This window comes from Streptomyces caatingaensis (genome assembly GCF_001187435.1).
Classification (GTDB): Bacteria; Actinomycetota; Actinomycetes; order Streptomycetales; family Streptomycetaceae; genus Streptomyces; species Streptomyces caatingaensis.
Window position 1 is genome coordinate 382210 of sequence record NZ_LFXA01000018.1, and the last position, 12883, is coordinate 395092.

The 12883-nt window shown below is 72.1% G+C and carries 9 protein-coding genes and 5 tRNA genes; 6 read left to right on the top strand and 8 right to left on the bottom strand.

Features of this window, described 5'->3' with window-relative positions; translation table 11 throughout:
• Positions 1 to 44 precede the first annotated feature (44 nt).
• Positions 45 to 299 (bottom strand): DUF3073 domain-containing protein, encoded by a 255-nt coding sequence (locus AC230_RS28465; RefSeq protein ID WP_049719218.1) that lies wholly within the window; start codon positions 297 to 299, stop codon positions 45 to 47.
• A 364-nt stretch (positions 300 to 663) separates the two neighbouring features.
• On the bottom strand, positions 664 to 1791 hold the full coding sequence (locus AC230_RS28470) for a Leu/Phe/Val dehydrogenase (RefSeq protein WP_049719219.1): 1128 nt from the start codon (positions 1789 to 1791) through the stop codon (positions 664 to 666).
• Positions 1792 to 2002: 211 nt separating this feature from the next.
• On the opposite strand from AC230_RS28470, the gene AC230_RS28475 reads away from it, so the two are divergent.
• A complete protein-coding gene (locus AC230_RS28475; RefSeq protein WP_049719220.1) occupies positions 2003 to 2839 on the top strand; it encodes a DUF8083 family protein in 837 nt (278 codons plus the stop codon).
• A 516-nt stretch (positions 2840 to 3355) separates the two neighbouring features.
• Positions 3356 to 3562: a developmental transcriptional regulator BldC gene (gene bldC, locus AC230_RS28480; RefSeq protein ID WP_003980577.1), complete on the top strand. Its 207-nt coding sequence runs from the start codon at positions 3356 to 3358 to the stop codon at positions 3560 to 3562.
• Between the two features lie 504 nt (positions 3563 to 4066).
• On the opposite strand, the gene AC230_RS28485 is transcribed toward bldC, so the two are convergent.
• From AC230_RS28485 to AC230_RS28510, 6 genes are all read right to left on the bottom strand, one after another.
• Positions 4067 to 4273, bottom strand: a complete 207-nt coding sequence (locus AC230_RS28485; RefSeq protein WP_049719221.1) for a DUF6274 family protein — start codon at positions 4271 to 4273, stop codon at positions 4067 to 4069.
• Positions 4274 to 4427: 154 nt separating this feature from the next.
• Positions 4428 to 4502: transfer RNA gene (locus tag AC230_RS28490), tRNA-Asp, on the bottom strand.
• Between the two features lie 104 nt (positions 4503 to 4606).
• Entirely contained in the window at positions 4607 to 8575 is a 3969-nt protein-coding gene (hrpA, locus tag AC230_RS28495) for an ATP-dependent RNA helicase HrpA (protein WP_049719222.1), read from the bottom strand.
• 105 nt (positions 8576 to 8680) lie between these two features.
• Positions 8681 to 8754, bottom strand: a tRNA-Phe gene (locus tag AC230_RS28500).
• 24 nt (positions 8755 to 8778) lie between these two features.
• Positions 8779 to 8853 (bottom strand) — tRNA-Asp (locus tag AC230_RS28505).
• Positions 8854 to 8893: 40 nt separating this feature from the next.
• Positions 8894 to 8966, bottom strand: a tRNA-Glu gene (locus tag AC230_RS28510).
• Positions 8967 to 9137: 171 nt separating this feature from the next.
• Here AC230_RS28510 and AC230_RS28515 point away from each other — a divergent pair.
• From AC230_RS28515 to AC230_RS28530, 4 genes are all read left to right on the top strand, one after another.
• Positions 9138 to 9488, top strand: a complete 351-nt coding sequence (locus AC230_RS28515) for a metallopeptidase family protein (RefSeq protein ID WP_049719223.1) — start codon at positions 9138 to 9140, stop codon at positions 9486 to 9488.
• Positions 9489 to 9617: 129 nt separating this feature from the next.
• Positions 9618 to 10130, top strand: coding sequence for a hypothetical protein (locus AC230_RS28520; RefSeq protein WP_157868672.1), 513 nt, complete (start codon positions 9618 to 9620; stop codon positions 10128 to 10130).
• Between the two features lie 224 nt (positions 10131 to 10354).
• Positions 10355 to 12472, top strand: coding sequence for a DEAD/DEAH box helicase (locus tag AC230_RS28525; RefSeq protein ID WP_049719225.1), 2118 nt, complete (start codon positions 10355 to 10357; stop codon positions 12470 to 12472).
• Between the two features lie 149 nt (positions 12473 to 12621).
• A tRNA-Lys gene (locus tag AC230_RS28530) sits at positions 12622 to 12694 on the top strand.
• The last annotated feature ends 189 nt before the right edge of the window (positions 12695 to 12883 follow it).

Sequence of the window (12883 nt, forward strand, 5' to 3'; positions counted from 1 at the left end):
GGCCCGGGGCGAGGCCCCGGACCGGGTCGGAGAAAGCTATCGCGTCAAGCGCGGCGGCGGTATACGGACTGACCGGACGGCTGCTGCTCGTCCTCGTCGTCGTCCTGGTTGTAACGCGCCGCGTACTGCGCGTACGGGTCGTCGTCCAGCTCATCGTCGAGCGGCTCACCGTTCGGCGGCTGCTTCGCCGACGATGCGCCCAGCTCATCAGCCAGGCGTGCGAGGTCGGTCCCACCGCTGTTGTACTTCAGCTGGCGGGCGACCTTTGTCTGCTTGGCCTTGGCCCGGCCGCGCCCCATGGCTCGACCCCCTCAATTACGGGGCTCGACGGCCCCAGAGTCTTGACACGCGTTCACTGTCATGAGTCAGAGCGGACCCCCGCGGAGGGACCCGGTCTGTAGGACTTCCACGGTACCTGCTTCCGCGGCCATACGGTACGTCGCCCGCATGACGTGCCACGGAGCACGACCCGCGAGGAGCCCCGTCCCCGCTGGTCAGCTGCGATTTTAACCCGATCCGCGCGGCGACCCGCCGAGGGGTGGTGAGGGATCTCTCTCTTGCCGTCCCCCGGCGGGCGGTCTGTCGGGACCGCTGTGCGGGCCCCGACCACCAGAGCGGCCTGCTCCTGCCACGGGTTTCCCGGGCGTCACAGGCGTCGCTCGGTCACGGGCGGGACTGGTGCGGGACCTCCGGGGTGCGTGGGCCACGGGCCTCGGCCATGCGCTGCTCGGCGAGCCGGTCGGCGGCCGCGGCCGGCGGGATGCCGTCCGCCTCCGCGCGCTCGAATATGGCCAGCGTCGTGTCGTAGATCCGGGTCGCCTTGGCCTTGGCGCGGTCGAAGTCGAAGCCGCGCAGCTCGTCCGCCACCTGGATGACACCGCCCGCGTTCACCACGTAGTCCGGCGCGTAGAGGATGCCGCGGTCGGCGAGGTCCTTCTCGACGCCGGGGTGGGCGAGCTGGTTGTTGGCCGCGCCGCAGACGACGGTCGCGGTCAGGGCGGCGACGGTCGCGTCGTCCAGCGCGCCGCCGAGGGCGCACGGGGCGTAGACGTCGAGCGGGGTGCGGATCAGGGCGTCCGTGTCGGCCACCGCGGTGACCCGCGGGTGCCGGGCGGTGACCCGCTCGACCGCGTCCGCGCGGACGTCCGTGACCACGACCTCGGCGCCGTCCTCGACCAGGTGCTCCACGAGGTGGTGGCCGACCTTGCCGACGCCCGCGACACCGACCCGCCGGCCGCGCAGCGTCGGTTCGCCCCACCGGGCCTTCGCGGCGGCGCGCATGCCCTGGAAGACGCCGAAGGCGGTGAGGACCGAGGAGTCGCCCGCGCCGCCGTTCTCGGGCGAACGGCCGGTGGTCCAGCGGCACTCGCGGGCGATGACGTCCATGTCCCGCACGTACGTGCCGACGTCGCACGCGGTGACGTAGCGGCCGCCGAGGGAGGCCAGGAACCGGCCGTAGGCGAGCAGGAGTTGCTCGGTCTTGACCGTCTCGGGATCGCCGATGATCACGGCCTTCCCGCCGCCGTGGTCGAGGCCGGCGAGGGCGTTCTTGTACGACATGCCGCGCGACAGGTTCAGCGCGTCGAGGACGGCCTCCTCGTCGGAGGCGTACTGGTGGAAGCGGGTGCCGCCGAGGGCCGGGCCGAGGGCGGTGCTGTGGATGGCGACGACGGCCCTGAGGCCGGTCTCGCGGTCCTGGCAGAGCACGACCTGCTCATGACCGCCGAGGTCCGAGCGGAAGAGGGTGTGCAGCACGCCCTCGGCTTCGGTGGTGGGACGTACGTCAGTCACGGTGGTGACTCCATATGTCTCGCGGAGGTCGCCCTCCGGGGGTGGAGGAGGGCCGGTTGGCCAGAGGATAGGCCCAAAGCGCCGCTCGTACCGGTGCGGTGCCGAGGATCACTCTCCCGGGCTGCCGCGCCGTGGGACGATTCGGTCGGTACGGGAGGCCCGCGCGCTCGGCGCGGCCCCCTGGGGGTTCCTGCTGCTTGAGGGAGCGAGCGTGGGTCTGGCGACGTCGGTGACCGTCCCGTACGCGGCGTACCTGAGGGTCTACGAGCCGCTCAGCGCCTTCCCCCGGGCGGAGCGGCGGCGCTGGGAGAAGTACGCGCGGCGCGACGCGCTCCCCACCGCCCAGGACGAACTGCGGCGTTCGCTGGCCGACTTGCTGCCGACCCCGCCCGTGCCCGTCCCGGTGCACGAGAGCCGCGACGCCTTCGTCGCGGTGGTGGACGGGGTCGTCTGCGTCTGCCCCTGGCGCACCCGGCTGCGCGGCTGGCTGGCCCTGGAGGAGCTGGCCGAGCGCTTCCCCGCGCCGGTCCTCGACGCCGTGCTGCCGCCGGTGGTCCGGCGCCAGGCGGAGGCGGACTACGCGCGCTGGCTGGAGGGCAACCCCGACGCCCGCCCCTGGATCCGGACGGCGACCTGGCAGGTGCCGCTGCGCTGGTTCGTCCTCTTCTCCGACGGCGAGCGCGACTACGGGCGGGCCGGCGAGGTGCCGGTGCTGCGGTACCGCACCCCCATGGTCGAGGCCCGGCGCCGGGTGGCCCGCGGGCTGCGCACGCTGCGCGACGCGATCGAGGAGGGACCGCTGATCGACGGCCTGGTGGACGTCGGGAGGTGGCTGGAAGAGTTCCATCCGCGCTCCCTGGTGGAGCTGGACTACGGCGGTCTGGTGCATATGGTTCCGGAGGCACAGCTGGCGGACGACCGGTCCGCCGCGGACATCGCGGAGGGGCTGGCGGCGCTGCGGGACGGTGACGGCGTACGGGCGGGGGCGGCGTACGAGCGGCTGACGGAGCGTTGGCGGGCGGTACGGGACCGCCAGTTCGCCAATTGACGTCAGGGGTGGCCGGCGGCGGTCAACTGGCGGTCGGGAGCGGGTTTTTCGGGCGCTCAGGACCTAGGTCCCGATCCGGCCAATTGCCGCAATCGTGATCTAGCGCACTTACGTTAGCTCTTGCGCCCATCGCCCATCCTCGTGGCAAAATAGGACAAGGAGTCCGGGAAGGACTCCTTCCGTCCTCCTTCCGTCCGAGTAAGGGTGGATTGATCGGTATTGCACTCCTTGGCGGGTCTGGTGACCCCTGATCCCGCTGTGACTGATCGTCACGGTGGCGTGACTGTCCGCTATGGCACGGTCCATCGGCTTCCGTCGAGGTTGAACACCTGAGAGGGCAATTCCATCGGTTTGGCCGACGCGGCTGGACAGATGGTGTAGTTGTAGTGCCGAGGACAAGCCGTTCGTCCTATAACCGACTCGGCCCGCGTCTGCCATTTCGGGCAACGTGGGTCAAGGTGCAGAATTTAGAGGAAAGAACCGATCCTGAACTCGGTTCTCCCGAGGAGGCCGCTCATGACCGCTCGCACCCCTGATGCCGAGCCGCTGCTGACCCCGGCTGAGGTTGCCACGATGTTCCGCGTGGACCCGAAGACGGTCACGCGGTGGGCCAAGGCAGGCAAGCTCACGTCCATCCGCACGCTCGGAGGACACCGCCGCTACCGCGAGGCGGAGGTCCGGGCGCTGCTGGCGGGTATCCCGCAGCAGCGCAGCGAGTCCTGAACAACCGCGTGACCGGGCGTTTTCCGGGGCCCCCAACCCGGTGACCGCCCACCCTCAGCTCCACCGAGCTCCACCAGGCAGTACCACGACGGACGCCCGCCCCCAACGGGAGTCCACGCCCGGCCGGCAACCGGGCGGAAGTCGTCGGCCGCGCTGGACTCCGCCGGGTCCAGCGCGGTCTTTTTTGTGCCCGCTTCGCGCCGGCGGCGGCCTCTCGGAAGGGCAGATTCCGGTCAGGTCGGTGCCTTTCGCGGGTGACCCGCGGGAGGATGGCGGGTGGTTGAGCGGGCGGTGCAATTGCACATATTAAATTGACCGGTGGTGAGCGGGGGGTGAGTTCCTCCGTCTTCGTAACTCTTTCGGTGACTCCCGTCACAACGCGGTCTGCTTGTCACCCACCGTGTCGCCGCGGTAAAGAAGCGGACCGACCCGTCGGTTCGTCCGCGGCGGGGCCGACTGCCGCCGCCCGGGCCGCCGTTGGGCTCCCGGGCTCCCGGGTGCGCCTCACCACGCGGCCGGGCCGCTGTCGCGGGCGGCCCGCACCGCTCCGTCCCCCTCGGCGCCGGGGTCCAGGGCCGCCAGCCGCAGGAGCCGGTGGCAGACGGCGCAGTGGAGCGTCAGGTGCCCGGAGCCGACGGCGGCCGAGAGGTGGGCGCGCAACAGGGCCCCGGTCTCGTGCCGGGAGCCACCGGACCGGCTCGTCGTCGTCATCGGGCGCGCACCTCCCACTGACTGGGTACCCCTGGCACGTGTCGTCGTCAAGACATCGCGGCCCAAGGGGCGGGCCGGCGCGGGGGGTTGCGGCGGGGTGCCCGCGTAGCCGAAGGGCCCGCACCAGAACTGGTACGGGCCCTTCGGTCAACTGCGGTCCTGACGGGATTTGAACCCGCGGCCTCCACCTTGACAGGGTGGCGAGCACTCCAAACTGCTCCACAGGACCTTGGTCGCTTCCCGCTCTCGCGGGGTTGCGTGGATGACTGTACAGCAGGTCAGGGGGTGCGGTCGAACCCGACCGCGGCCGCACCCCCGGGGAGGGCGCGCCCGTCAGGGCGCCAAGGCGTCGATCGCCTTCACGATCCGCTTGTCCGACACGGGGAACGCCGTGCCGAGCGCGTGCGCGAAGTAGCTCACCCGCAGCTCCTCGATCATCCAGCGCACGTCCAGGGCCTCCTGCGGCACCGGGCGGCCCTTGGGGAACTGCTCCAGCAGCCAGGCGTACTCGTCCTGCATCTCCTGCACCTTGGCCATGCGCGAGCGGTCGCGCTCGGCGTTGGCGGGCAGCTGCGTCAGGCGCCGGTCCACGGCCACCAGGTAGCGCAGGAGGTCCGGGAGGCGGCGGACGCCGTGCGCCGTCACGAAGCCGGGCTTGACCAGCTCCGCGAGCTGCTGCCGGACGTCCGTGAGGGACGGCAGCAGGACGGGGCTGGTGGTCGCCTTGAGCCGGCGCTCGCACGCGTGCCAGGCGGCCAGTACCTCCTGGACCTTGCGGACGGTGTCGAGCGTCGCCTCCACGATGTCCGCCCGGACCGCGTCGAAGAGCTTGCGGAAGCCCTCCTCGTCCCAGGCGGGCCCGCCGTGCGCGGCGATCAGCTTGTCGGCCGCGCCGGAGACGCAGTCGTCGAAGAGGGCCTGGATCGAGCCGTGGGGATTCGCGGAGAGGGCGAGCTTCTGCTGGTTGCTCAGCCGGTCCTGGGCGAACTTCGCCGGGTTCGACGGCAGGTTGAGCAGGATCAGCCGGCGCGTGCCGCGCCACATCGCCTGCCGCTGCTCCGGCTCGGTGTCGAAGAGCCGGACGGCAACCGACGCGCCCTCGTCGACCAGCGCCGGGTACGCCTTGACCGGCTGCCCGGCCCGCCGGGTCTCGAAGGTGCGCGGGAGGGCGCCGATCGTCCACCGGGTGAGCCCGGACCGCTGCTCGGGCCCCGGGGCGCTCCCGGGGGCCGTGGCGGCCTTCTCGAAGGCCCGGGAGATGGCCGCCTGCGTCTTCGGCTTCAGCCGCGTCCGCAGCGCCTCCAGGTCCTTGTCCTCGGCGATCTTCCGCTTCCGCTCGTCGACGATCCGGAAGGTGATCTTCAGGTGGTCGGGGACGCGGCCGGGGTCGAAGTCGTCCGCCTCGATCCGCACGCCGGTCATCCGGTGCAGCTCGCGCGCCAGCGACACGGTCAGCGGCGCCGCGAGGGGCGATGCCTGGTCCAGGAAGCGCTGCGCGTAGTTCGGCGCCGGGACGCAGTTGCGCCGCAGCGGCTTGGGCAGGGAACGGATCAGCTCCGTCACCAGGTCCTCGCGCAGGCCCGGGATCTGCCAGTCGAAGCCCTCGGAGGAGACCTGGTTGAGCACCTGGAGCGGGATGTGGACGGTCACGCCGTCCGCGTCCGCGCCGGGCTCGAACTGGTAGGTCACCTTGAACTTCAGCCGGCCCTGCCGCCAGGAGTCCGGGTAGTCGTCCTTGGTGACGGCCTCGGCGTTCTCGTTGATGAGCATGGAGTGCTCGAAGTTGAGCAACTCCGGCTCTTCCCGGCGCTTGTGCTTCCACCAGGAGTCGAAGTGGGCGCCGGAGACGATGTGTTCGGGCAGCCGCTGGTCGTAGAAGTCGAAGAGCGTCTCGTCGTCGACGAGGATGTCGCGGCGGCGGGCGCGGTGCTCCAGCTCCTCGACCTCGCCGAGCAGCTTGCGGTTGTCGTGGAAGAACTGGTGGTGCGTCCGCCAGTCGCCCTCCACGAGCGCGTTGCGGATGAAGAGCTCGCGGCTCGTCTCCGGGTCGATCCGGCCGTAGTTGACCTTCCGCTGGGCGACGATCGGCACGCCGTAGAGCGTGACGCGCTCGTACGCCATCACGGCCGCCTGCTTCTGCTCCCAGTGCGGCTCGCTGTAGTTCCGCTTGACGAGGTGCTGGGCGAGCGGCTCGATCCACTCCGGCTCGATGCGGGCGTTCACCCGGGCCCAGAGCCGGGAGGTCTCCACCAGCTCGGCCGACATCACCCAGCGCGGCGGCTTCTTGAAGAGCGCGGAGCCGGGGAAGATCGCGAACTTGGCGCTGCGGGCGCCCAGGTACTCGTTCTTGTCGGTGTCCTTGAGGCCGAGGTGGGAGAGCAGGCCGGCCAGCAGCGACTGGTGGATGCGCTCCGGGGCCGCGTCCTCCTCGGAGAGGTGGACGCCCATGGACTTCGCCACCGTGCGCAGCTGCGTGTAGATGTCCTGCCACTCGCGTATGCGCAGGTAGTTCAGGAACTCCGACTTGCACATCCGCCGGAACGCCGACGACGACAGCGTCCTCTGCTGCTCGCGCACATAGCGCCAGAGGTTGAGGAACGCGAGGAAGTCGCTGGTCTCGTCCTTGAAGCGGGCGTGCTGCTGGTCCGCCTGCTGCTGCTTGTCCGAGGGCCGCTCGCGCGGGTCCTGGATGGAGAGGGCGGCGGCGATGACCATGACCTCGCGGACGCACCCGTTCCGGTCGGCCTCCAGGACCATGCGGGCCAGCCGCGGGTCCACCGGCAGCTGCGCGAGCTTCCGGCCGAGCGGGGTGAGCCTCTTCCTGGGGTCCTTCTGCTGCGGGTCGAGCGCGCCCAGCTCCTGGAGCAGGTCGACGCCGTCCTTGATGTTGCGCCGGTCCGGCGGGTCGATGAAGGGGAACTTCTCGATGTCGCCCAGGCCGGCGGCGGTCATCTGGAGGATGACGGACGCCAGGTTCGTCCGCAGGATCTCCGCGTCCGTGAACTCCGGGCGGGAGAGGAAGTCCTCCTCGGAGTAGAGCCGGATGCAGATGCCGTCGCTGGTGCGGCCGCAGCGGCCCTTGCGCTGATTGGCGCTGGCCTGTGAGATCGGCTCGATGGGCAGGCGCTGGACCTTGGTGCGGTGGCTGTAGCGGGAGATCCGGGCGAAGCCGGGGTCGATCACGTACCGGATGCCGGGGACGGTCAGCGACGTCTCCGCGACGTTCGTCGCCAGCACGATGCGGCGGCCGGTGTGGCGCTGGAAGACGCGGTGCTGCTCGGCGTGGGAGAGGCGCGCGTAGAGCGGCAGGATCTCAGTGCCGTGTCCGTCAGCGCCTCCGGCGCGGGGGAGCTTCTTCTCCAGCGCGTCCGCGGTGTCACGGATCTCCCGCTCGCCGGAGAGGAAGACCAGGATGTCGCCGTCGCCCTCGCGGACCAGCTCGTCCACGGCGTCGCAGATCGCGGTGATCTGGTCGCGGTCGGCGTCCTCGCCGTTCTCCTCCAGGAGGGGCCGGTAGCGCACCTCCACCGGATACGTCCGGCCGCTGACCTCGATGATCGGGGCGTCGCCGAAGTGCCGGGAGAAGCGCTCGGGGTCGATCGTCGCCGAGGTGATGACGACCTTGAGGTCGGGGCGGCGGGGGAGCAGCTGGGCGAGGTAGCCGAGGATGAAGTCGATGTTGAGGCTGCGCTCGTGCGCCTCGTCGATGATGATCGTGTCGTAGGCGCGCAGCTCGCGGTCGGTCTGGATCTCCGCGAGGAGGATGCCGTCCGTCATCAGCTTGACGTGGGTGTCCGGGCTCACCTGGTCGGTGAAGCGGACCTTCCAGCCGACGGACTCGCCGAGCGGCGTCCGCAGCTCCTCCGCGACCCGCTCGGCCACGGTGCGGGCGGCGATGCGGCGGGGCTGGGTGTGGCCGATCAGGCCCTTCACGCCCCGGCCGAGCTCCAGGCAGATCTTGGGGATCTGGGTGGTCTTGCCGGAGCCGGTCTCACCCGCGACGATCACGACCTGGTGGTCGCGTATCGCCTCCAGGATCTCGTCCTTCTTCTGGCTGACCGGGAGCTGCTCGGGGTAGCTGACGGCCGGCAGGGCCGCCCGCCGGCTCTCGACGCGCAGCTCGGCCTCGGCGATCCCGTCGGCGATCTCGGCCAGGACGGCGGCGCGGGCCTCGGGCTTGCGGATGCGGCGGGCGCCGTCGAGCCTGCGCCCCAGCCGCTGCTGGTCGCGCAGCATGAGCTCGGAGAGGCGCTCGGCGAGGTCGGCGAAGGCGGCGGCGGGGGCGGCAGGCTGCGTAGACATACGGGGTCCAGGATCGCACCAGGCGCGCCGGAGCGGCGAACGACTTTCGGTGACGGCCCCGGCACACAGCACTGAGCCCCTCATCCGGGGATGAGGGGCTCGTCGTGGCTGGGGCCGGGGTCGAACCGGCGACCTTCCGCTTTTCAGGCGGACGCTCGTACCAACTGAGCTACCCAGCCACGCGGTTCCTCGCGGAACCGCAGCGGTCCTGACGGGATTTGAACCCGCGGCCTCCACCTTGACAGGGTGGCGAGCACTCCAAACTGCTCCACAGGACCAAGCGCGAGTGCGAGAACCAGTCTCGCACACGATCGTGCGTGCCCCCAACGGGATTCGAACCCGTGCTACCGCCTTGAAAGGGCGGCGTCCTGGGCCACTAGACGATGAGGGCTGATGGCCCACCTGGGCGCTTGCGGCGCCTCGGGGACGTGAGAAGCATATGGGATGCGGGGAGCGAACGCCAAAACGGTTTGCCGAGGTCCCCGCCGCAGCGCCCGCCCGGGCCCCCGCGGCGTCCCGCCCCGGACCCGCGCCGGGCCCGTCCGTGCCGGACAATGGCGGCGTGCTGGAGATGACGCGCGAGGAGTTCGAGGAGCTGGTCTCCGAGGCGCTGGACCGGATCCCGCCCGAGCTGACGCGGCTGATGGACAACGTCGCCGTGTTCGTCGAGGACGAGCCCCCGTCCGGCGACCCGGAGCTGCTCGGGCTCTACGAGGGGACGCCGCTGACCGAGCGCGGCGAGTGGTACGCCGGGGTGCTGCCGGACCGGATCACCGTCTTCCGCGGCCCGACGCAGCGGATGTGCGCCAGCCGGGACGAGATCGTGGCGGAGGTCGAGGTGACGGTGGTCCACGAGGTGGCCCACCACTTCGGCATCGACGACGCCCGGCTGCACGCGCTCGGCTACGGCTGAGCCGCGACCGGTCCGCCGGTCCGTGCGCGTGTCCTGGGCGGGGCGGGGTCAGTTGGGCAGGGGGCCCGTTCCCCAGCGATCCCCTGGATCCCCCGGTGGTCCCGTACATCCCGTAAGGCGGTCCCCCTCATGCGCGCGACCCCAGTGCACGCAGCGTTCCGTATCGCGGCCGCGGCCGTCGCGACCCTGGCCCTCGGCGGCTGCATGAGCGTGAGCGAGCCGGGCCGGCCCGCGCCGTCCGAGCCGGGGAGGCAGCGGGCGGCCGGGCGGGAGCCGGAGGACGGGAAGGCCTCGCCGGGCGGGCGGAGCGCCCACGCGGACGCGAAGGGTGTGCGCGGCGTCACGGGCGGGCCGTCGGCCGTCCGCAGCGCCCGGCCCGGGGAGCCCTCGGCCGCCGCCCCGTCGGCGGAGCCGGCCGAGGCCTCGCCGCCGGCCGCACGGCCGGACGGCAAGCCGGGGGAGCGCAGGAAGCCGCCCGCGCCCGGCGCTTCGTCCGCCCCGCCGAAGCCGCCGACCCCGGCGCCGCCGACCAAGGCGCCGAACCCCGACAAGCCGACCTCCGCGCCCCCGGCCCCGCCGTCCCCGTCCACCGACGCCCCGGCGCCGCAGCCGACCCCCCAGTCGGGGCCGCCGTCGCACTGACGGGCGGGGCGGGCGGCGGCGGACCGAGGAGGCGGGGTTGCGCCGGACGGCCTCGAGTGCGTATGGTGGTAGATCGTTTGATCCCATTTGCCCGGCGCCCTACCGAAGCGCGCCGCGTGGCGCGTTCCTTACCTTGCCGTGGCTGACCGCATCGAGGCGGTCATTTGTGAAGCCGACACGGAGCTTGGGCGCGTGCCGAAACTCCGGAAGGTTTCGCATTTCGCATGTCCATTTCCACTGACCCGACGACGCTGCTCGAGAACGACGAGAGCATCGAGAACCTCGGGAACGACGAGATCGTCACCGAGGACGCCGTCGCCGCCGACGAGCCGACCGTCACCTTCGCCGACCTGGGCCTGGACGAGGCGATCGTCCGCAAGCTCGCCCAGAACGGCGTCACCACCCCCTTCCCGATCCAGGCCGCGACCATCCCGGACGCCCTGGCCGGCAAGGACATCCTCGGCCGCGGCCGCACCGGCTCCGGCAAGACGCTCTCCTTCGGCCTGCCGCTGCTGTCCCTGCTGGCCGAGGGCCGCACGGAGAAGAAGCGCCCGCGGGGTCTGATCCTCACCCCGACCCGTGAGCTGGCGATGCAGGTCGCCGACGCCCTCCAGCCGTACGGCGACGTCCTCGGCCTGAAGATGAAGGTCGTCTGCGGCGGTACGTCCATGGGCAACCAGATCTACGCCCTGGAGCGCGGCGTCGACATCCTCGTCGCCACCCCGGGCCGGCTGCGGGACATCATCAACCGCGGTGCCGCCTCGCTGGAGGACGTGAAGGTCGCCGTCCTCGACGAGGCCGACCAGATGGCCGACATGGGCTTCCTGCCCGAGGTCACCGAGATCCTCGACCTCGTGCCGACCGGCGGCCAGCGCCTGCTGTTCTCCGCGACGCTGGAGAACGAGATCGACACCCTGGTCAAGCGCTACCTGGTCGACCCGGTCACGCACGAGGTCGACCCGTCGGCCGGCGCCGTGACCACCATGACCCACCACGTCCTCGTCGTGAAGCCGAAGGACAAGGCCCCGGTCACCGCCGCCATCGCCGCCCGCAAGGGCCGCACGATCATCTTCGTGCGCACCCAGATGGGCGCCGACCGCGTCGCCGAGCAGCTGGTGGACGCCGGCGTGCGCGCCGACGCCCTGCACGGCGGCATGACCCAGGGCGCCCGCACCCGCGTCCTGGAGGACTTCAAGTCCGGCCGCGTCGGCGTGCTGGTCGCCACCGACGTCGCCGCCCGCGGCATCCACGTCGACGGCATCGACCTGGTCCTCAACGTGGACCCGGCCGGTGACCACAAGGACTACCTGCACCGCTCCGGCCGCACGGCCCGCGCCGGCCAGTCCGGCACGGTCGTCTCCCTGGCCCTGCCGCACCAGCGCCGCCAGATCTTCCGCCTGATGGAGGACGCGGGCGTGGACGCCTCGCGCCACATCGTCGGCGGTGCCGGCGCCTTCGACGAGGACGTGGCCCGGATCACCGGCGCCCGTTCCCTCACCGAGGTCCAGGCCGACTCGGCGGCCAACGCCGCCAAGCAGGCCGAGCGCGAGCTCGCCGAGCTCAACCGCCAGGTGGAGCGCGCCACGCGGCGCGCCGCCGAGCTGCGCGACGAGGCCGACCGCCTGCTGGCCCGCGCCGCCCGCGAGCGCGGCGAGGACCCGGAGGCCGCCGTCGCCGCCGCGGCCGAGGAGGCCGCCGCCGAGGCCGCCCGCGAGGAGGCCCGGCTCGCCGCCGAGGCCGCCGCCCAGGCCGAGCGGGAGCGCGAGCAGCGCGAGCGCCGCGACGACCGGGGCAACTTCGAGCGCCGCTCGTCCGGCTTCCGCCGCGACGACCGTCGTGACGACCGCCGCGACGACCGTGGTGGTTTCCGGCGTGACGAGCGGCGTGACGACCGTCCCGGCTTCCGCCGCGACCGTGACGACCGTCCGGCGTTCCGCCGCGACGACCGGCGTGACGACCGTGGTGGTTTCCGGCGTGACGAGCGGCGTGACGACCGTCCCGGCTTCCGCCGCGACCGTGACGACCGTCCGGCGTTCCGCCGCGACGACCGTCGTGACGACCGCCGTGACGATCGGGGCGGCTTCCGCCGCGACGACCGCGGGGGGTTCCGCGGCCGTGACGAGCGCGGCGGCTTCCGCCGCGACGACCGTCCGTCCGGCGGCTACCGCTCCGGCGGCGGCGACCGTCCGTTCAACCGCGACCGCCGTGACGACCGGCCCTCCGGCGGGTTCCGCTCCGGCGGCGACCGTCCGTACGGCCGCCGTGACGACCGCCACGACGGCCACCGTGCCGGCTCCTTCGACCGCCGCGCCGACAAGCCCCGCTGGAAGCGCAACGGCTGAGCCCTGGGCAAGCGCCCGGCCACCCCGCCGAACTGAGGGCCCGTACGGCACGCTCGTACCGGACGGGCCTCTTCCGGAAAGGCCGCCGGAAAAGTCCCGGGCATAACGACTCGGGCTCCGGCGCCCCTCCGGGCTATGCTGCGGGGTGCGGGCCGTTAGCTCAATTGGCAGAGCAGTGGACTTTTAATCCATTGGTTGTGGGTTCGAGTCCCACACGGCCTACCGCAGAGGAAACCGCAGGACGCCCGACCGGCGTCCTGCGGTTTTCCGTCTCCCGGGGCGCTTCCGTCCCGGAAGGCGGCTCCGGGGGCGGCGCACCACCTCTCCGCGGCCGTGAGGGGAGGAAATGCGCCCGGCCGGGCCTGGTACCGGCGGATCCCCACGAACGAGTGCAAGCGTGCCCGGTCCAAC

Coding starts and splice junctions, on each gene's coding strand:
- AC230_RS28520 (WP_157868672.1), top strand. CDS start 9,618: ATGCGCGCGACCCCAGTGCACGCAGCGTTCCGTATCGCGGCCGCGGCC.
- bldC (WP_003980577.1), top strand. CDS start 3,356: ATGACCGCTCGCACCCCTGATGCCGAGCCGCTGCTGACCCCGGCTGAG.
- hrpA (WP_049719222.1), bottom strand. CDS start 8,575: ATGTCTACGCAGCCTGCCGCCCCCGCCGCCGCCTTCGCCGACCTCGCC.
- AC230_RS28465 (WP_049719218.1), bottom strand. CDS start 299: ATGGGGCGCGGCCGGGCCAAGGCCAAGCAGACAAAGGTCGCCCGCCAG.
- AC230_RS28525 (WP_049719225.1), top strand. CDS start 10,355: ATGTCCATTTCCACTGACCCGACGACGCTGCTCGAGAACGACGAGAGC.
- AC230_RS28485 (WP_049719221.1), bottom strand. CDS start 4,273: ATGACGACGACGAGCCGGTCCGGTGGCTCCCGGCACGAGACCGGGGCC.